Raw genomic sequence first — 19554 nt, forward strand, 5'->3', positions numbered from 1 at the left:
GCGTACGACAAGGGTGGCTACAACTTCCTGGGCAATGGCAGCGGCCAAACCTTCCGCGACGACGGCCTGGACAACCTCTACAACGCCCCGCTCAACTATGAGTACACAACTCGTGAAACAATTTGGGACTCCACTATCGCAAAGGCAGTGAATGAAACCGAACGGGTGTTCAACTGCTTTCATCTGCTGATCAGGGAGGCAACGACCCAGTACAGCACTGACCCCACGAAAGACCACACTCTTTTGGTGACCGAGAACCAATACCATCTGGTCCCGGGCCTGGAGTTCAAAGACCAGCCGCCCTATTGCCAGCTGCCGAAAACCGTGACCCGCACCTGGCGTGAGCTCAATACCACTAATCCACGCCACGAGGAAATCGTAACCACCACCTACGACGACTTCGGCAACTTGCTGACCCAGGTCAACGCCGACGGCGTGACCGAAACCTACGAGTGGTACCAGGCGCAAGGTGAGGTGGGCTGCCCGCCCGACCCTCAGGGGTTTGTGCGAAATCTCAAAAGCAAGACCGTGACCCCTGCCCCCTCCCGACACGGCAAGGCCCCGGAGTTGATAACCCATTATCGCTACAGCGAACAGCCGGGCCTGACAGGTCACGGGCCGTGGTTGGCATTGCGCGACGAAACCCTGTCGCAGCTAGTCGGCGGCCGCGTTCAGACGCAATTGCGATGCATTGCCCATGAATACATCAACGACCCGTCAAACCCTCAACAACACGGGCTGATGAACAAGACACTGCAGACGTTCTCTGGTCAGGCATCAACGCTCAATACCACGACTTACAGCTATAGCCTCGCGCTTAACGCCCGTGCCAACGCAATGGCGCTGCGCACCGTCAGTACCATGATCGGCGTTGATGACACACCGATCAGACCGGTACGCAAAGTCGTCACTCAGGAACACAACCTGTTCAACGGTGCCAAATGGCTCGTTAACGATGGTGACGACCTCGAAACCCACTATCAACACGATAAGCTCGGCCGTACCATCATCGAAACCGTGTCACCCAATTCCAAAGACTACAAAGCCAGCCGCTATTTTACCTATACCCTCACCAATGGTGGGGTCGGCCAGCAAGCGACGCAGACGGTAAAGGACGTCAATGGCGTCGAAACCGTCAGTTGGCTGGACGGCCATAACCGGGTAATCAAGATCACCCGGCGTGATGCCGATGCGCTGGGTGGCGATCCGCAGGCATACCGGCAAACCTACAAGGCAATGTTCAATAACCTTGGCCAGTTGATCAGCGAAACCATGACTGATTGGGAAGGCCCAAAAGATGTCCACCTGACCAGCACTTTCGAGTACGACGTCTGGGGTGAGCAATACAAAGTCATTGGACCCGATGGTGTGGCGCACGTCACTGAGATCGATCCGTCCCGTCAGCGCATTCTTACCTGGGCCGAAAGCCCCGGGCCGCAGGTAGAAATCAGCGGCAGAGGCCGTAGATTTCTCAACTCGTTTGGCAAAGAAGACCGGACGCAGGCACTGGATGCCCAAGGGAATGTCCTCAGCGAACGCCAATTCCTGTATGACGGTCTGGGCGCCTGCGTTGAACAAATCAACGAAATGGGCGATTCAACGCGTTTTGACTACGACTTGTTTTCCCGCCTGCAGACCACCACCCTGCCCGACTCTATCGTAATCCATCGTACCTATGCGTCCCACAGTCCCGGTGATTTGCCGGTCGAACTGAAGGTTACCGATAGCCAAACGACCACCACGGTGGGCATCCAGCGCTACGATGGACTTGGCCGTCGAACCGCATTGAAAGTCGGGCCACGGCTTCAGCAGTTCGAGTATCAGGGCGGATCGTCCCGTGTATCCAAAATGATCACCGCCAGTAACAAGACGATCACTTACGAATACAGCCCGGAGCTGGTAAACACTCCGGTGAGCAGCGCCGCGCCGGATGAGCAGTCTTCCTTCAACTACGATAGCAAGAGCGCCCAGATCACCCGTTCGCAGAACACACAGGGCGAGCATCGTTTCGACTACAGCTATAACGGACAACTGCGCAGGGAATCCTGGAAGGATCAACATTCTGGCAAAGAGTGGGAAACCCGTTATACCCACACCCTGAACGGACGACCGATAACCCGCCTGACTGTCGACGGGTTGATCTGTAGTCATGCTTATGACGACCAGGCCAGGGTCAAACAGATCAGCCAGGGTCATCTACTGTCCACTTTCGACTACGACGCCTTGGGACGTGCGCACGTCATTACCACCGTCAATCACCACGCCCGGCAAAAACTTGTCACCACCCTGACTTTCGATGATCTGGGCCGGGAAATCACCCGGCATATGGCACTGGATGGTCACCCGGCGCAGACCATCACCCAGGACTATCGTGCCGACAGCAAACTGAAGACTCGTCACCTGCAGGTGGGCAGCGTCACTGAACTGCGGGAGACCTTCGACTATGACATGCGCGGTCGAATGGTCCAGTACAACTGCGAGGGCACCAAGCCACCCAAAGATCATTACGGTAACGAGATCCGTGAGCAGTCCTTTATCTACGACGCGCTCGACAATGTCCAAACGCTGTACACCTTTTTTGTCGATGGAAGCTTTGATGAAGCCCAAAGTACTTTCTCGCTCGACGATCCTTGCCAGCTCATCGAAGTGCAACACACTCATGCCGCCTATCCGCCCAGCTTTCAACTGGACTACGACGAGGATGGCCATCTGTTGCACGATCAGTACGGCCAGACCTTGAATTATGACAGCCAGGGACGACTAATGAGCGTTACGGGCACCGATGGCAGAGTCGTCAGCCAGTACCGATACGATGCACACAACCATTTGCTGGGTGTCACCCGTGGCGCCCAGGCCGAAACCTTGCGTTTTTATCAGAACGAACGCTTGAGCAGTACGGAACAGAACGACCGAAAAATCCACTACCTGTATCTCGTCGATCAGCCCCTGGGCCAACAGGAGCAAGACGCTCCTGAGAAAACCCTGCTGCTGATGGCCGATGGCAAAAACAGCGTATTGGCAGAAAGTGGCCAGGAAAATGGTCAGAGTACCCTGCGCAAAGCCGTGTACAACGCCTACGGTGAACGTAATCCGGACGATGAACTGCAATGCTTGCTCGGGTTCAACGGCGAAGTCCGCGACGAACTCAGCGGCTGGTATTTGTTGGGACGGGCTCACCGGGCTTACAACCCGACGTTGATGCGGTTCCATAGCCCGGATTCACTCAGCCCGTTCGAAGCTGGCGGGATAAACCCCTATGTGTATTGCTCCAGCGATCCGATCAACAAAGTCGACCCGACTGGACACTACAATCGGGGGGTCAACTGGGAGGGCGCCAGTGGGATCACGATGACCGCGGGTGCCCTGGCAATGTCGATTTGGGCAGCGATTTTGGCGGCGCCTACGGGGCCGTTCGCAATCTTTTTTACCATAATGCTGGAGCTTCTAAGCTTAATATTCGCAATCATGAACATCGACCAAGGGTTAAAGGCGACGACGGCAGTAAAAGCGGAGGATCGGGAAGCCAGTGGTAAACAAGCGATGATTGGCGGTGGTATAGATCTGGCGGTGAACGCCTTGCTCTTTTTAAGGGCAATCAATATGGTCCGGAAGACGCAAAAAAGTGCGACCGATGCGGCCCTGACAAATGGGCTTATACATCGCAGTGTTACTGACGTAAACGAGCTAAAGGCAGCACAGGGTACTGTCGATCGTGCTTCCGGCAGCGTAGTTGATAATGGGGTTGAAGCGGCTTCGGGTCGGGGATCTGTGGTTTCGGGCTCCAGTAGAAGCTCAATAACTGATGACATGCAATTATTTACTGCCCGTCGAGGTTCCACGGGGGATGGTGCAACAGTAAACTCGAGAGCAGGTTCAATTGCTTCAGAGGGCGGTGGTACCTCTTCGGGATCTTCAACTGAGGGCTGGAGTCCAGCGTCATCCAAGACTACAACTCCAAGTCCAACTCCACCTCGTTCGCCATCCCCACCTGTACCTGAGGCTGGGAGTCCCAACGTTACCAATGTAATTCAAGAAACTTCAAATGTCAGAAAGGTAGATACAACACTCCCATCGGGAGGACGGGTTAACAAAGAGCTCCAACAACTTATGCACACATCTTTATCTACATAAACAGGATTGCCCCGGGCGCAATCGAAATTGCCTCGGGGCTTTATAGTTTGCCTTTATACAAAACAGATTCGCCCCCAACCGAACATTTTCTTGACTTATTTGCCCTGCCACTCTGCGCGAACCTGACTCAGAACTGAGAGTTATCTCATATCTCCCTCCCCCCCTACCCTCTAAACTCCCGCCTCCGAGACAACTCAACTACCCCCACTCGCATCGATCGTGAGTATCCCGGCACCGTCTCGTTAAATAAACGCCGGATTAAATCAATCAAAGGATTTGTTACATGAAGAAATCTCTATTCGCACTTCCGTTAGGCCTGGCACTGGGCCTGGCGGCCACTTCGGCCTTCGCGGCCGATGGCCGGATCAACTTCACCGGCAAGATCAGCAGCGCCACCTGCCCCGTTGAAATCGTCAACCCGGAAAACGGTGCCGTGGGCAACCTGGTTTCCCTGGGCTGGGTTGATTCCAGCGCCTTCCCGAGCGTCGGCGCCGTTGCCGGCGAACGGGCCTTTCAGATGCGCATTACACCGGGCACCGCTTGCGTCCTGGACCCTACCAAACTTAACGCCACCGTGACATTCAACTCGGTGTACGGCGGTGGTGGTGATCATTACGGCCTGAAGCCGACCGGCAACCCCGCGAGGGGCATTGCCGTGGCGATCAAGGACGTTACCGGTGGTTTCATCAAGAATGGCGAGACCTCCACCGTCTACAAACTTGACGAAACCAAACCGACCCTCATGGACTTCACCGCCATGTACATCGCCACTGCGGCGACAGTAACCCCGGGCCCCGCCGATTCTGATGTCGAGTTCACCCTCAGCATCAACTGATCACGCTCCTGCGTTTTAAAACAGCAGGTTCACCGCCTGCTGTTCGAGAACGATTCCTCGACACAGGGATTTTTTTACTATGTTTGGCTTGATTAAACGTCCTGCCCAAGTCAGGAGCGGCGCACTGTCTTGCGTGTTGTTTGGCGCCCTTATTACATGGTTGCCAACTAGTTACGGGGCGTTAACCATCAGCAGCACGCGAGTCGTGTTCGACAGCGACAAGCGCAATGTTTCGTTGACTGTTTCCAATCCCAGCAACAAACCCTTCGCCGTGCAGACCTGGGTGAATACCGCAGCCGACGACCAGACCACTGCCGTGCCTTTTATCGCGTCACCGCCGCTGTTTCGCTTAAACGCCGGTAAAGAACAGCAGGTGCAGATCAACGGCTTGCCCAACAAGTTGCCCAAAGACCGCGAATCGCTGTTTTATTTCAACGTTCAGGAAATACCGCAACTGGAAGCCAATGAAGCCAACCAGTTGAATATCGCATTGCGCACGCGCATCAAGTTGTTCTACCGACCTGTGGAACTCAAGACCAATGCGCTGGACAGCCTGAAAGAGTTGAACTGGTCAATAAAAACAATCGACGGCAAAAGCCGTCTGGTGGTGACCAATCCCACGCCCTTTCACGTGTCTTTCGTACGCATTGAACTCCTTGCAAACGGGCAGAAAGTCAGCCTCAAAGACACTCCGATGGCACTTCCCCTGGACTCCAGCACCTATGAGCTGGACGGCTTGAAGCCTGTGCCGGGAATGCAGGTCAGTTTTTCCGCGATCACCGACTACGGCGGCTTTACGACCCCCATGACCGTGCCCGTCGGCCTTGATCTTTAACATTGCGCGGACTATCACCATGCCTTTCTTCCCGCACCAGAGTTCGACTTGCGCGCAGCGTCTGTTTCACCTTCTGGTATTCACCGGCGGCGGCATTGTATTGCTGCAAACCAAGCCGGCCCAGGCCGCCAACCCGGTGGAGTTTCAGTCAACCTTCATGCGCCAACTGCAAAACCATGCGAGCGATGCCGGTGCGCTGGCCTTGAAAACACTGTCCAGTGGCCAGGATCTGGCGCCCGGACGTTACCTGGTGAGTATCGAGGTCAATCGCACCTTCTTTGACCGCCGGGAAATCGAGTTCAGCCCCCATGCCCAAGGCGATGGACTCTCCCCCTGCCTGTCGCTGCAATTGATCGAGGAGATCGGCGTAAAACTCGACAGCCTGGAGGAGACTGAGGCCTCGCTGAACAGTTGCATCGATCTGCAGCAGCTGATTCCCGGTGCGCAAATCGAGTTCAATGCCGGTCAGCTGACGCTGGCGCTCTCCATCCCGCAGATTGCCATGCGTCGCGATGTTGCCGGTTATGTCGATCCGCAATTGTGGGACTATGGCATCAATTCGGCCTTTGTGAACTATCAGGTATCGGCGCAACAGGGTCGAAATTCGTCAGGCCACAACAGCAGCCAGGACCTGTACTTGAACAGCGGCCTGAATCTGGGCGCCTGGCGCTTGCGCAGCAACAATGCCTTTCGTAGCGACTCACAGGGCGAACGCACATGGACGCGCGCCTATACCTATGTCCAGCGCGATCTTCCCGGTACACACTCGCAGTTGACACTGGGCGAGACCTACACCCCTGGCGATGTATTCTGGAGCATTCCCATCAAGGGCGTGCAAATTGCTTCCGACATGAGCATGTTGCCCGACTCGCTGCAACAGTATGCGCCGATCGTTCGAGGCGTTGCGCAGACCCGGGCCAGGCTCGAGATCCGCCAGAACGGTTACCCCATATATTCCACCTATGTCAGTGCCGGTCCCTATGAGATCAACGACCTGACGACCGCCGGTGGCAGCGGTGAACTGGAAATCATCCTGACCGAAGCCGATGGCCAGGTGCGACGTTTCACCCAACCCTATTCAACCCTCAGCAACCTGCTGCGCGAAGGCGTCTGGCGCTACAGCACCAGCCTGGGGCGTTATAACTCCCCGTCGTTTGCCAGCGATGACTCCTCTTTATGGCAAGGCACTCTCGCCACCGGCGTGGGGTGGAACTCAACCCTGTACGGCGGGTTGATGGCCAATGACTTCTATCAGGCCGGCACCTTCGGTATCGGCAAGAATCTCGGCGCGATCGGCGCACTCTCGTTCGACGTCACGCGCTCCGCAGCCGATATCGACCCCCATGACAGCAGCCGCAGCGTCCAGGGCATGAGCTACGCGGCGAAATACGGCAAGTCATTCGAAACCCGGACCAACTTGCGCTTTGCCGGTTATCGCTACTCCACCGAGGGTTATCGCGATTTCAGCGAAGCGGTGCGCGAGCGCAGCGCCGACCAGCGTTATCGCGGAAGTCGACGCAGCCTGCTGGAGGCCTCGGTGTTCCAGAACATCGGGACCCACAGTTCGCTGAACCTGACACTGTCCCAGGAAGACTACTGGCGCACCGATTATCAGCAGCGCCAATTCCAGTTCAATCTCAGCACCCGCCACAACACCGTCAGCTATAACCTGTACGCATCACAATCACTTAATGAAAAACAATCCAACGACCGCCAGATCGGCCTGAGTATCTCGGTGCCGCTGGACTTCGGCCGCTCGACCACCGCCACCTTCGACCTGAGGCAAAACCATGGCCAGCTCGATCAACGCGCGTCTTTGTCTGGCCGGGGCGAGGGAGATCGACTCAACTATCGAGCGTCCCTGTCCAACAATGAAAGCCAGCAGAAATCCGCTGAACTGGCGCTGGCCTACCAGACACCCGTTGCCAGCCTGGGCGCGGGTATCGCTCAAGGCAGCACTTACAACAATGTTTCGCTCAACGCCAGCGGTGCGCTGCTGCTCCACGGCGACGGCCTTGAGTTCGGCCCCTATATGGGTGAAACCAGTGGCCTGGCCCATGTGCCGGACATCGCCGGCGTTGGGGTGATCAACGCCTCGAGCGCCAGGACCAATGACCGTGGTTATGCGCTGATCCCCTACCTGCAACCCTATCGGGTCAACCGGGTAGTCCTCGATACCGACCAGCTCGATCCGAACATAGAGATCGATAACGGCGTGACCCAGGTGGTTCCGCGTCGCGGTGCAGTAGTCAAGGCCACATTCCCCGCACGCAAGGTACAAAGGCTGGTGCTGACCACCCGTGACAGCCAGGGCGCACCTTTGCCCTTTGGGGCCCAGGTCAGCAACAACGATGAGGAAGTACTCGGGATAGTCGGCCAGGCCGGGCAGGTACTGCTGGGGACTGTCGATGCCCGGCAAGTCCTGAATGTGCGCTGGGGCAACGCCTCCACCGAGCAGTGCCAGTTGCAGCTCGATGTCCCGAGCATGCCGCTGGAGCAAGGTTATCGGGTCCAGGACCTGACTTGCCGCTGACCCAACGCTTCGTTCACTCATGCTCGATGCACCCCGTGGTGCGTCGAGCTGTTTTTGCCAGGATAGAACACAGCATGTCGATCAGATTATTTCCGGGCGTTCTGTTCACGCTCGCCGCCAGCGGACTGACGCCGTTCGGTGCCGCGTATGCCGCCTCCAATACCTGTTACTGGGGGGGCGCTTCGGGGCCTATTCGGTATGTGGCCGATGTGGGTGCACTGTACATTCCCAGAGATGCCAAGGTCGGTGATCCGATAGGCCCGATTGAGAGATCATTCAGGCAAGGTGGCTCAGGGTTAACGATCCACTGCGAAAACACAGACGGGCGACTGACGTTCAAGGCTTCGGCCAATGCCGCGCCAGTATCCGGGCCAATCCCCAGATTGAATGGCATGGACATGCGAGGCACGTTGCTGCAGACCAACATTCCCGGAGTCGGCGCCCAGATCACGTTCGGCACTCCCTACGATGGCCGCACCAACGGATTCTGGAAACTGAGCGGCCCCGACAGAACAGTCCCCTTCGAGGGCTACATCGATTTCAGCACCCCCTTTGTCCTGCAGCACTCTGTGTTGCAAGGCACTGTCACGTTGGTCAAGACCGCGACGATCGGGCGAGGCACGCACACGCTGGAGTCAGGAAACGAACTGGTCAAGGCCTCGTTCACCGGTGTTCCCAATGCCTTCGGCCTTGCGCTGAGCGGCTCCGTCACCCAGGCGGAGTGCAGCCTGTCGGCCCTTCCGGTGAGCGCCGACCCCGTCAAGCTGGGAGACTGGCCAACCTCACGGTTCAAGGGCGAAGGCGAAACCACCGATCCGGTGCCGTTCAGCATCAATTTGAACTCGTGCATATCCGACCCGCTGCCGGGCGGCACAGTGACGACCGCGCACATTCGCCTGGAGCCCACCGCGGGCTCGACGACAGTTGACACTAGAAGGGGTTTGTTTAGCCTGGGCGGCAGTTCCACCGCAAAAGGTATTGGCATTCAGATACTCAAAGATGATGCCCAAACCCCTGTCGAACTGGAGGCTGATGTCGCCCAAGGCGTCATTCCGGTCACCGGCGGCATGCAGTTGAAGTTCAACGCTCGCTACTATCAGACCGCGCCCACGAAGGATGTCGTGGCCGGTTCCGCGGATGGGTCGCTGGCGTTTACCATTACCTATAAATAGATCTGTTCGCCCGGCAGGGGGGCCTGCCGGGAAGCCAGTGGAGAGGGTCGACTAGGTGACCAGCTTGATCGACATCGGTTTGAAGGCACGATAACTCTGCCCCTGATCAAAGCTGACACTGGCGTGCAGGGTAAACGTGCTGTTGAGGGGCAGTGCCGCTACATAGTCCTTGGGCAATGGCGTGGTGAATTTTCGGTTGGCATTGAGAGGTGTGGGTGCACCCTCGAGGAAATCTTTTCGAACGCTGGACGCCACTGCCCACACGTTTATGAGATGGGTGTCCTCATGGTACGCCCATTTCTCCATCTCTATGGTTGCACCGGACTGTTCAACCTTGTTCCTGGAGAGTGTCGCCGGTGAACCGATCTGCGCCTCGGGGCAGCCCACCGAACCAAACGTCTGTCCGCCGAGCTCGGTGATGGCCAGCGTATATTTCGCCGAGGGCTGGATGTCGCGTCCGGCGCGGTAGCTCACCTCTGACGTGCGTCCATCTCCCCCCACGGGAATGTTGGCCGCGACGACCGACGCGGTAATGGCGAACTCCAGGCCGCCCGGCGTGGTCGGCTTTACCCCCATTGCAGAACCTATACCCCCCTCTCCGCCCAGGCCGATAAAGTCCACCGTCACCTCTTCACCCGGATCGACTTCCGAGCCAGCCACCACCACAGTCACACCTGATATACCCAGGAAAGGATTCAACACGCCCGTGCCGTTTTGCGAATTGGTCGCCTGCTTGATGGTGGGGAACTTGCGCGGGGTGGGTGGGCGGATATTGACGCTCAGTTTCTCGTCAACGGAGAGGGTCGACTCACTACCGGCTCTGTCGCGCACCCGATAGGTCGCGTAATAATCCACATTATTGGTGCTGTTACGCAGCAAGTCGCCCTTGAAAAAGACTTGCACGGGCTTGCCTATGTCACCCGGCTCGAGGGTCCTGGTACCGGCTATCTCCCGTCCACCCGGGGAGCGCTCCCAGTACGTGGTGATGGCATCCCCGACTTTTGGGCTGTAATCGGGGAGTGTTACCACTACCTGGTCCTGGTGAGCGGGGTCGGCGAGATAGGCAGCGGTGATCTGGTTGGGGGGGAGAACTTCGGGAGGAAAGATCAACTTGCTATTGGTGGGCAGCATCGGTGCCTGGGTATCCAGCGTCATCACCAGATCGGATGATTCTTCTGTTTCGTCATTGTAAATCGTCACCTTGTATTTGAACCGGCGTTCCCCATCGTTACTGCGCAACCAGGCTTGGGGCACTGCAAGATACCGGTCCGAGTCCTCAATGGGCTTGTTCCACTTACGGGTGACCAACGCAGTGACGCTACCATCAACGAACAGCTCAACGGTTTCCTCCGCCAGTTCGGGGCTGGAGTTTAGCGGCACTGTAAACCAGACCTTCAGATCGGCATGGGTCAATGCCTCCGGCAACAGATTGGTTTGACCACCTGGCACATTCGGGAGCAAGCCGACAATCTCAGGCGGTGGTAACGTAGTGCTGGAAAAACCGGTACCTTTGAACTGGACCATGAACAGAACTCCTCGAATTAAAGCCAGCAAGGGAAACCGGAATCCGGCTTCCCTTGCTGGCGTCATGAAAAGAACATTGATCTGCTGGTGCAACGCCAAGGGTTCGAAGAAATCAAGCCAGCCAGTTACCAGCTGTAGCGGGCACCCACATTGATGCCCCAAGGCTGCTCGATCTTGTCGCCATTGCTGTAATCAACGTCCAGGTGCATGGCAACCTTGTCAGTCACCGTCATGGCCACGCCCGCGCCCAACTCGCCGCGAGATCCCGACAGGTCGCTGCGGAAACGGTTGTCGTTGACCTCAATGTCACTGTTTTTGGCGAACTCGTGGACATAGGCGGCGCGCAAATACGGCTGTACCGTCTTGCCTTCGGCCCAGGTGAAATTGCGACCGACAGTCGCGCCGGCTTTACCCAACAACGAATGCGCACGATCCCCGTCGGCGGCCAGGCCGTTATCCAGGTCGTAACTCGCGCCATCGATCATCACGCCCGACAGTTGAGCATAAGGCTCGACGTAGTAGTCATCCGCCAATTTGATGTTTCGCCCGAACTCCAGCGATGCACCGATGCCGTTGGTGTCGTAATTGCCTTTGGTTTTTTGGCCGTCACTGAGACGAACCGTTGATTCATTCTGGAACCGGTTGTACTTGAGCACGCCGTCGAAGTAATAGCCGCTCTGCATATCCAGCCACGTGGTGTAGGCACCCAGGTAGTAACTGTCGACTTCGCCAGTCGTGCCATGGCTCAGGTCCAGGTCGGACTTGCTGTAACCGCCCAACAGGCCGACCAGCCATCGCCCATCGCCCATGGGCAGCGGCGCATCGGCACCCAACGAAATGCCCTGCTGGGTTTGCTTGTAGGCAACCCCGGAACTTTCACTGACGTTGTTGTTGCCATAGGCACGGATCCAGCCACCGGCCTTGCCGTGATCCATTCGCACTTCGCCCATGCGCGAACGCAGGGTGCTGAGTTCGCCGTACCAGACGGTGGGCGCGGCATTGAACAGCGCCATCACCGATTGGGTACCCGGGCTGATCACACGGCTGGCGGTGTCCAGGACCCAGTCGTTGTTACCCTGTTGGATCAAGTCATAGGAAAATGCGCCCAGATCCACGGAGCCTCCGGCCAGGGCGAAGGTGGCGTCACCCGAACCGATATGGACCACGGACTTCGAACCTGCCCCCACCGGCTCAGTACCCTGGCTATCGAGCGCGACCAGATGGTTGCCACTGGCATTGCCGGTCACGGTGAGGGTATCCACTTCACCCGTGGTGAAATTGTTGTGCATGTAGAAGGTCCCGCCCTCGCCCGCGAGCGTTTCCACCGACAGATTGAAGAACTGGCCCGGATTGCCGAACTGCACACCCCCGCCATTCAACGTCAGGTTCTGCACTTGACCGTCACCGACCATGACCCAGCGAGCATCGTTGCTGATCGACAGGTTCTGGACGTTTTCCAGGCGCCCGGTCAGGGTTGCAGACTGGTCGAGTGCGACGCTGGCATTGCTGTCATCCGCCACAATGACATCGCCCACCAGGTGACTGTTATTGACGTTGAAGTTCGCCGAAGAACCGTTGATGACCTCCAGTAGCGTGCCGTTGCCGCCCTTGAGCGTGGAGCCGTTGTTCACTTCAATATTGGCCCGCTCGGTGTTGGTCTGGGTCAGGCCATCGACAATGATGGCCGACCCGCTCAGGCCTTCGACATGGGTACTATCGAGAACCAGCGCATTGTCCGCGGGCAGGTTGTTGGCGGTGAACACGCTGACACCATGGAGCCCGCCGACGATCTTGCTGCCCGTTGCCAGGACCTGGCCGCCGAAAGTCTGTACGCCGATGCCATCGGCATTGGTGGCGGTAACGGTGGTGCCGGAGTCCAGCGTCAAGCGCGATTGTGCGCTCAGGCTTGCACCAAACTGGCCGCCGGTGATCTGGCTGTTGCCGACCCTCGCGGTGGACCCACCGACTGCCGTCGCTATCAGGCGCAAGCCCGTGCGATCGCTGACGACACGACTATTGGTAATGGTTGCATCACTGTTGGACAACTCAACGCCATTGCTTGTACCTAAAGCAGTTGTAGTTGCGCCGTTGAGCACAAGACTTGATCCCGCCTGCGCGCGAATCTGATGGGTGGTAGCGCCATTGGCCGTCAGGCTTGAACCGTCACGCACCAGCCAACTGTCTCCAACTGTCTCGGCATTGATCGTCTTTGAACTACCATTTTCAACCACCGATTGCGCCAGCGCACACGGCCCCATCAACAGCGCCGGCGCCAGTATCGAAAGCTTTAGCATCCGTGCAAGCGGTGACACTGAAAAAGAATGGCTGACGTACATGGGTCTCTCCTGAGTCTGTTGGCTATAGGCAAAATCACCATCTAGCGGAATCTTTCAGATCTGTGTCTGAAGGGCCCGCGATCCTATGAAATTTCCTACATCCGAGATGTAGGACTTATCCGAATGAGCGCGGGAATTCTCCCTGGTAACTAGGTGCCCAGTGCATAAGCGCTGTTTGAAACAGAACTCGACACGGACGGAAAACGTCTGTGTCGACTCTGGAGGTGTAACTAAGGGGTAATCGGGCACTGATCGCTCGGACCATGGAACGCCGTACGGGTGACTAACGGCTCGGAGAAGACATCTTCCGTTCCGTCATTGAAGAAATAATGGATCTTGGCGCGCCCCCTGCGATTTGGATTCTGGTCATAAAGTGGTTGGATATAAGTGCTGTAAGGCGTGACAACAAATTCGAAACCGGTGAGGGGCAACCCCGGATCTCCCAATGTAAAATCCTTCTCGAATTTCACATCTGGAATCGGCACCTCGGGGCTTGTAAGATCGTCGCCTATCATGGGGATGAACTCGAAGCTGATGGTATCTCCGTCCTTCAGAAGCCCCGTCAAGTCGGGTATCCGAACCTTCAGCGATCCATCAGGTTCCAGCGACTGGCAACCCGGATACCCAGTGGGATTGGGAATTTTCGGGAAGCTCGCGGGGGGCAGTTCAACCGCTACCGCGTCGACGTCAACCTCGATAGCCTCTGAATGCAGATCATTTTCCACACCGGGTCTGTGGACCTGATAGTGCACAGGAATGGCATCACCGTTGTTTCCCGCCTTGATGTATTTCCAGGGGATGTCAGCGATGTGATCTTCACCAGGAACGTGGGTTGTATCGTCAAAAATGACCTGCGCCTCGACGACCCGCAGCCCATTCCAGAAAACGTCGACGACATCATCGTTGTGTGCAGTGGCGAACCAGGGGAACGTGAATTTAGCGTCATGCCCCTTGTCGTCCCTCGTCAGCTCATTGGTTCTGCTCTCGTCGAAGTTCTTGACTTCTCCTGCGGGCAGGGCCGGATGAACAGGATCAGGCCAGTCGATGGGAGGCCAAGGCACCCATGGAATGGGCACTTCGAAGTTGACTGGAAAGTTGGCGGATTGCGGACCGAACGGGCGCCCCTTGCGAATAATCTGATAACTGACCGCGGTCGGTTTGATACCGGTGGTGGCTTGTCCGTATTCTTGCAACATCAGGACGGCAGGTAACACCTTAACTTCCATGGTGAGCATGTTGAGAAAGTCGAGATCCGGCTGTACGCGAGTGCTGCCCCAATGCAAACGAACCTTGTCACCGGCTTTCCAGTTATCGTACATATCGATCCAGGCACTCACGCCCACCCGAACATGCTCGTTCACCAACGGCCCGGGGACAGCTTGTGGAACTTTCGGTGGTCTCAAATTATCGGGAAGCGGACCGAAGGTCAGGCCGACGGTTTTATGCACCGACACTGCACTGGGGTTTTGTGCCGCATCAAGCAACACATAAAGAAATACGCATTCCGCATCACCGAAGTCCCGGATCGTCTTGGCAGGGATCTGCACCGGTGTATCGGTCACACCGGGCGAAGGAACAGTGCCGAAGAACACCAACGGGGCGTTTGTCGGATCGTCAGGAATCTCTGCGGCATCCACCAGGTAAATGGCAAGCTTATCGGTGGCTTTCCAATCCACATAACCGGGGAGCGTAAGTGTCAGGTTGCCCCCTACCGGCAAGTTGGAATCATCCAGATAATCGGCAATCAGTTTCAATGCGTCGGGCGGCGCGTGCTTGTACGGCGGCAAGCGATCGCAAATCACCGTGGTCACTACTGAAGGAGTTTCGTAATTGGTGTAATCGGTAATGACGTACTGCAGGCGGCACGTCGCATCATCCGGCAGAAAATTGGTATCGATTGTCATGAGATACGGGAAGGTTTCCGGAAAAGGCCCTCCGTCAGCCGGGCGAGTGAACTCGTGTTCAGCGACCTTATCCCACCGCCCCGATCCGGTATCCAGAAAAAGTTCGACTTTGTCACTGATACGCGGCGGGGGCAGATTTTCCCACAGCGGAATGTAAACTTTTAGCCCATCCTTTAGCCTGGGACCGTTGAGAAGGCCGCTCGCCTTGTCGGCATAATCCTCATCCTTGATCTCAATCACCAGATCGGCAAGGTTCGCCTGATGCTCAGTGCGCTTTTTTAAGTAGGCCGCGTTGGCCTGATGTCGTTGCAGTTTGTTTGTTTGCGTCGTCATTTACGCTCTCCGGCCATGCCATTGATGCCATAGACGGTGCTATGGCGCTGCGTCGGTCGACAACATGGGGGCTGCGGATAAGCGGATGACTCTCGCCATACAGCTGGCCGAACTGACCTCTGGGCGAATTAAGCGCTGATGAGAGAAAAAGCGAAACTGTCAAAGTTGACAGGTGGGGATTAATACAGGGATCTGCAAAACCGTGACAACCGGCGATACCCAAGCACGTTCAAGTTAGATAACGACCGGTCGCCACAGGTTGAGTCAGCGCTGGCCGGTAGCCGTCCGCCAGACCCGAGCAATGTCTGTCGCCCGTTCACGCAACAAACGCGGAGCCTCGGTACACGCCTGCTCCAGTGTCATTGGCCCGCTCGTCAAAGCGAACGCGGCGTCGATGCCATGTTCGTACAACGCCTGGTAGCCTTCACCCAGTGTGCCGGCGATGACGATGACCGCAACGCCCTGTTCTTGAGCGATGCGGGCAACACCAAACGGTGTCTTGCCGCGCAATGTTTGCGCATCGAAACGACCTTCACCGGTGATCACCAGATCGGCACCCACCACCGCCTCGGCCAGACCCACCAGCTCCGCCACCACTTCAACCCCTGCCATGAATTGCGCCCCGAGAAACGCCTTGGCGGCAAACCCAAGGCCGCCCGCCGCACCGCTGCCCGGTTCGTCGCGTACGTCTTGTGCCAAGGCGTTTGCGCAGTGATTGGCAAAGTGCCCGAGGGCTCGGTCCAGCTGTTCGACCTGTGCAGTCGTTGCGCCTTTTTGCGGGCCAAAAATGGCGGAGGCTCCGTGAGGACCGCAGAGTGGATTGTTCACGTCCGCTGCAATGTCGAAGCGCACTTCGGCCAGACGCGGATCGATGCCGGTCAGATCAATGCGGGCCACCTGCGCCAGCGCCAGACCACCGGGTTGCAATTGCTGGCCCTGTGCATCGAGCAGCTTCACGCCCAAGGCTTGCATGGCGCCTGCGCCGGCGTCGTTGGTGGCGCTGCCGCCGATGGCCAGGATCACCCGCTGCGCACCCGCATCCAGTGCCGCACGAATCAACTCGCCGGTGCCGAAGGTGCTGCTGATGCAGGCATCGCGCTGAGCCAGAGGGACCAACTGCAAACCACTGGCCTCGGCCATTTCGATGATCGCGGTGTGGTTATGGGGCAACCATCCCCAGGCGGCATTGACCGTTTCGCCCAGTGGCCCGCGAACGTCGGTTCGGCGCAGCTCGCCATCGCATGCCGCGAGCACTGACTCGACCGTCCCTTCCCCGCCGTCGGCCATTGGGCATTTGATCAATTGTGCATCGGGCCAGACTTCGGCCAAACCCAGGGCAATGGCATCGGCTACGCCTTGTGCGCTGAGACTGTCTTTGAACGAATCGGGGGCGATGACGATTTTCATGGGCGTTCTCCAGTTCCAATGCGCTCATCCTGCCAGCCGGCCGGAACAATAACGCCGGGCTGCTGCACAAGCGGCACTGAGGATTATTGTTCATTCACACAAACCCGCTGCCTACTGTAGGAGCGAGCTTGCTCGCGAAGGATTCAAGGGCGTCGCGTTTATCCAGGTATTACGCGTTATCGTTAACGTCCATCGCGAGCAAGCTCGCTCCTACGGGGGCTGGTCGTTTCTTTACGGGAGGGCTTCGGTTTGGGGGAGCAGTTGCACGCCGAGGTAGAGCGCGAGCATGCCGTCCAGCTTCAGTGGATCTACGCCGCTGAGTTCGGCAATGCGCTCCATCCGATAGCGCAGGCTGTTGCGGTGAATGCCCAAGGCGTCGGCACAGGCCTGGCTTTGCCCATCGTGTTCACACCAGCTGCGCAGGGTCGCCAGCAGTTGGCCGTTATTGTCCCTGGCGATGACCTGGCGCAACGGGTTGAGCAGCTCGTCCAGCGCATCGTCGTTGCGATGACGCCAGAGCATCACCGGCAATCGGTAGCGATCAAGGGTCAACAAGCGCGACTGCGGCAACACCTCGCGCCCGTAGGCAAGCAAGTCACCGACCCGACGATAGCAGCGGCGCAACCCCAGCAAGCCATCGGCCTGCCCGCCCACGGCGATGCGCAGAATGTTCCAGCCCAGGCCATCGAGTTTCTCCAGCAGCCGATCATTTTCGACGCTCTGGCTGGCAGGCCTGCACCACAGCAACGACGACTTGGCCGGACTCACGCACCAGCTATCCGGATAGCGCGACATCAGCCAGGCGCTGAGCGCCTCGACGGTGTGCCCAGGACCGTGCTCCGTGCCCAGTTCGAACAGGTATGGCACCCGCGTCATCTGCGGCTTGAGCCCCAGCTGTTGCGCCTCGTCGATCAGCCGTGGCGAACTGCCGGCCTCGCTGAGCAACAGCGCCAGCAAGTCATCGCAACGCTGGCGCCGCCATTGCTGCTCGGCCTGCTGGTTGCGCTGGCCCACCAGCATCTCGGCGGTCATGCGCACCAGTTCGGCGTAGGTGCGCAATTGCTCGGGTTCGCCGGTGATGCCCAGCACGCCGATCAAGCGCTGGTCGAGCATCAGCGGCAGGTTGATGCCCGGCTGCACGCCTTTGAGGTGGATCGCGGTCTGCGCATCGATCTCGACCACGCGACTGTTGGCCAGCACCAGTTGCGCGCCTTCATGCCGGGTGTTGACCCGCTCCGGTTCGCCGCTGCCGAGGATCAGGCCCTGGCTGTCCATGACGTTGACGTTGTACGGCAGGATGGCCATCGCCCGGTCGACGATGTCCTGGGCCAGGTCGTGATCGAGTTCGAACATAGCGGTAATCCTGAAAAGCGTGATGGGACAGGTAGTTCCAGAGAATCTCCCACATTTTTGCTGCACCGTGTTCGATAAATCAGTTTGATCCACAGGCGGGTTCTGGTATTTGTTTGAGCCCTTCCCTGCGGCAAAAGGATTTCCTCATGAGCTACCGCACACTGGGTCAGTCGGGTTTGCAGGTGTCCACCCTGACCCTGGGCACCATGATGTTCGGCGAACAGACCAGCACCGAGGATTCCCTGCGGATCATCGACAAGGCCTGGGACCAGGGCATCAACTTCATCGACACCGCCGACGTCTACACGGGTGGGCGCTCGGAAGAAATCGTCGGCGAAGCAATCGCCGGCAACCGCCACGAATGGGTGCTGGCGACCAAGGTCGGTTTCGGCCCGGCGGACGGTGTGCCGAACCGCAGCGGTTTGAGCCGCAAGCATGTGTTCAATGGCATCGACGCCAGCCTGACGCGGTTGGGCACTGACTACCTCGACATCTATTACCTGCACCGCGAGGATCACAACACGCCGCTGGAGGTTACGGTCTCAGCGATTGGCGATCTGATTCGCCAGGGAAAAATCCGCTATTGGGGGCTGTCGAACTATCGTGGCTGGCGCATCGCCGAAGTGATTCGCGTGGCCGACAAGCTCGGTGTCGACCGGCCGGTGATCAGCCAGCCGCTGTACAACATCGTCAACCGCCAGGCCGAAACCGAGCAGATCACTGCCGCGCAAAATTATGGTCTCGGGGTGGTGCCCTACAGCCCGTTGGCCCGCGGTGTGCTCAGCGGCAAATATGCGCCGGACGTAAAACCGGACGCCAACAGCCGCGCGGGTCGCTCGGACAAACGCATCCTGGAAACCGAATGGCGCGCCGAGTCCTTGCGCATCGCCCAGCAGATCCAGCAATACACCCAGGAACGCGGTGTGGGCATCGTCGAGTTTGCGATTGCCTGGGTGCTGAACAACAGCGCCGTGACCTCGGCCATCGTCGGGCCGCGCACCGAAGAACAGTGGGATGCCTACACCAAGGCGCAGGCGGTGAAGATTACGGCTGAGGATGAGGCGTTCATCGATTCGCTGGTGACGCCGGGGCATGCGTCGACGCCGGGGTTCAATGATGTGAGCCACTTCGTGTCCGGCCGTAAACCCCATAATTAAACACCCCTGTAGGAGCGAGCTTGCTCGCGATGGT

Annotated in this window: 11 protein-coding genes; 6 read left to right on the top strand and 5 right to left on the bottom strand. The window is 57.9% G+C overall.

The genetic code is table 11. The annotated features are described in order from the left end of the window. The 5 genes from SOP95_RS03460 to SOP95_RS03480 form a co-directional block, all read left to right on the top strand. On the top strand, positions 1-4131 hold a 4131-nt coding region (locus tag SOP95_RS03460; RefSeq protein WP_323606118.1), incomplete at its 5' end, for an RHS repeat-associated core domain-containing protein. Positions 4132-4414: 283 nt separating this feature from the next. Then, a complete protein-coding gene (locus SOP95_RS03465; protein WP_323606120.1) occupies positions 4415-4966 on the top strand; it encodes a fimbrial protein in 552 nt (183 codons plus the stop codon). A gap of 79 nt (positions 4967-5045) precedes the next feature. Beyond that, complete coding sequence (locus SOP95_RS03470) at positions 5046-5801, top strand: fimbrial biogenesis chaperone (protein ID WP_323606121.1); 756 nt, start codon at positions 5046-5048, stop codon at positions 5799-5801. Between the two features lie 19 nt (positions 5802-5820). Continuing rightward, complete coding sequence (locus SOP95_RS03475; protein WP_323606123.1) at positions 5821-8334, top strand: fimbria/pilus outer membrane usher protein; 2514 nt, start codon at positions 5821-5823, stop codon at positions 8332-8334. Next, a complete protein-coding gene (locus SOP95_RS03480; protein WP_323606125.1) occupies positions 8325-9506 on the top strand; it encodes a fimbrial protein in 1182 nt (393 codons plus the stop codon). Before SOP95_RS03475 ends, SOP95_RS03480 begins: the two co-directional genes overlap by 10 nt. Positions 9507-9557: 51 nt before the next feature. Here SOP95_RS03480 and SOP95_RS03485 read toward each other — a convergent pair whose 3' ends face one another. The 5 genes from SOP95_RS03485 to SOP95_RS03505 all read right to left on the bottom strand — a co-directional run bounded on the left by SOP95_RS03485 (position 9558) and on the right by SOP95_RS03505 (position 18363). Continuing rightward, positions 9558-11030: a hypothetical protein gene (locus tag SOP95_RS03485; protein ID WP_323606126.1), complete on the bottom strand. Its 1473-nt coding sequence runs from the start codon at positions 11028-11030 to the stop codon at positions 9558-9560. Between the two features lie 125 nt (positions 11031-11155). Beyond that, a complete protein-coding gene (locus tag SOP95_RS03490) occupies positions 11156-13366 on the bottom strand; it encodes an autotransporter outer membrane beta-barrel domain-containing protein (protein WP_323606128.1) in 2211 nt (736 codons plus the stop codon). 230 nt (positions 13367-13596) lie between these two features. After that, positions 13597-15603 carry a hypothetical protein gene (locus SOP95_RS03495; protein WP_323606129.1) on the bottom strand — a complete coding sequence of 669 codons (2007 nt, stop codon included), beginning with the start codon at positions 15601-15603 and terminating at the stop codon, positions 13597-13599. A gap of 264 nt (positions 15604-15867) precedes the next feature. Continuing rightward, positions 15868-17010: a glycerate kinase gene (locus tag SOP95_RS03500; RefSeq protein WP_323606131.1), complete on the bottom strand. Its 1143-nt coding sequence runs from the start codon at positions 17008-17010 to the stop codon at positions 15868-15870. A 231-nt stretch (positions 17011-17241) separates the two neighbouring features. After that, positions 17242-18363 carry a sugar diacid recognition domain-containing protein gene (locus SOP95_RS03505; RefSeq protein ID WP_323606132.1) on the bottom strand — a complete coding sequence of 374 codons (1122 nt, stop codon included), beginning with the start codon at positions 18361-18363 and terminating at the stop codon, positions 17242-17244. 146 nt (positions 18364-18509) lie between these two features. On the opposite strand from SOP95_RS03505, the gene SOP95_RS03510 reads away from it, so the two are divergent. Further along, a complete protein-coding gene (locus SOP95_RS03510) occupies positions 18510-19520 on the top strand; it encodes an aldo/keto reductase (RefSeq protein WP_274077138.1) in 1011 nt (336 codons plus the stop codon). Positions 19521-19554 lie beyond the last annotated feature (34 nt).

The sequence above is a fragment of the Pseudomonas sp. YuFO8 genome, from assembly GCF_035065025.1.
GTDB lineage: Bacteria > Pseudomonadota > Gammaproteobacteria > Pseudomonadales > Pseudomonadaceae > Aquipseudomonas > Aquipseudomonas putida_AE.

Coding starts and splice junctions, on each gene's coding strand:
- SOP95_RS03465 (WP_323606120.1), top strand. CDS start 4,415: ATGAAGAAATCTCTATTCGCACTTCCGTTAGGCCTGGCACTGGGCCTG.
- SOP95_RS03470 (WP_323606121.1), top strand. CDS start 5,046: ATGTTTGGCTTGATTAAACGTCCTGCCCAAGTCAGGAGCGGCGCACTG.
- SOP95_RS03475 (WP_323606123.1), top strand. CDS start 5,821: ATGCCTTTCTTCCCGCACCAGAGTTCGACTTGCGCGCAGCGTCTGTTT.
- SOP95_RS03485 (WP_323606126.1), bottom strand. CDS start 11,030: ATGGTCCAGTTCAAAGGTACCGGTTTTTCCAGCACTACGTTACCACCG.
- SOP95_RS03490 (WP_323606128.1), bottom strand. CDS start 13,366: ATGTACGTCAGCCATTCTTTTTCAGTGTCACCGCTTGCACGGATGCTA.
- SOP95_RS03495 (WP_323606129.1), bottom strand. CDS start 15,603: ATGACGACGCAAACAAACAAACTGCAACGACATCAGGCCAACGCGGCC.
- SOP95_RS03500 (WP_323606131.1), bottom strand. CDS start 17,010: ATGAAAATCGTCATCGCCCCCGATTCGTTCAAAGACAGTCTCAGCGCA.
- SOP95_RS03505 (WP_323606132.1), bottom strand. CDS start 18,363: ATGTTCGAACTCGATCACGACCTGGCCCAGGACATCGTCGACCGGGCG.
- SOP95_RS03510 (WP_274077138.1), top strand. CDS start 18,510: ATGAGCTACCGCACACTGGGTCAGTCGGGTTTGCAGGTGTCCACCCTG.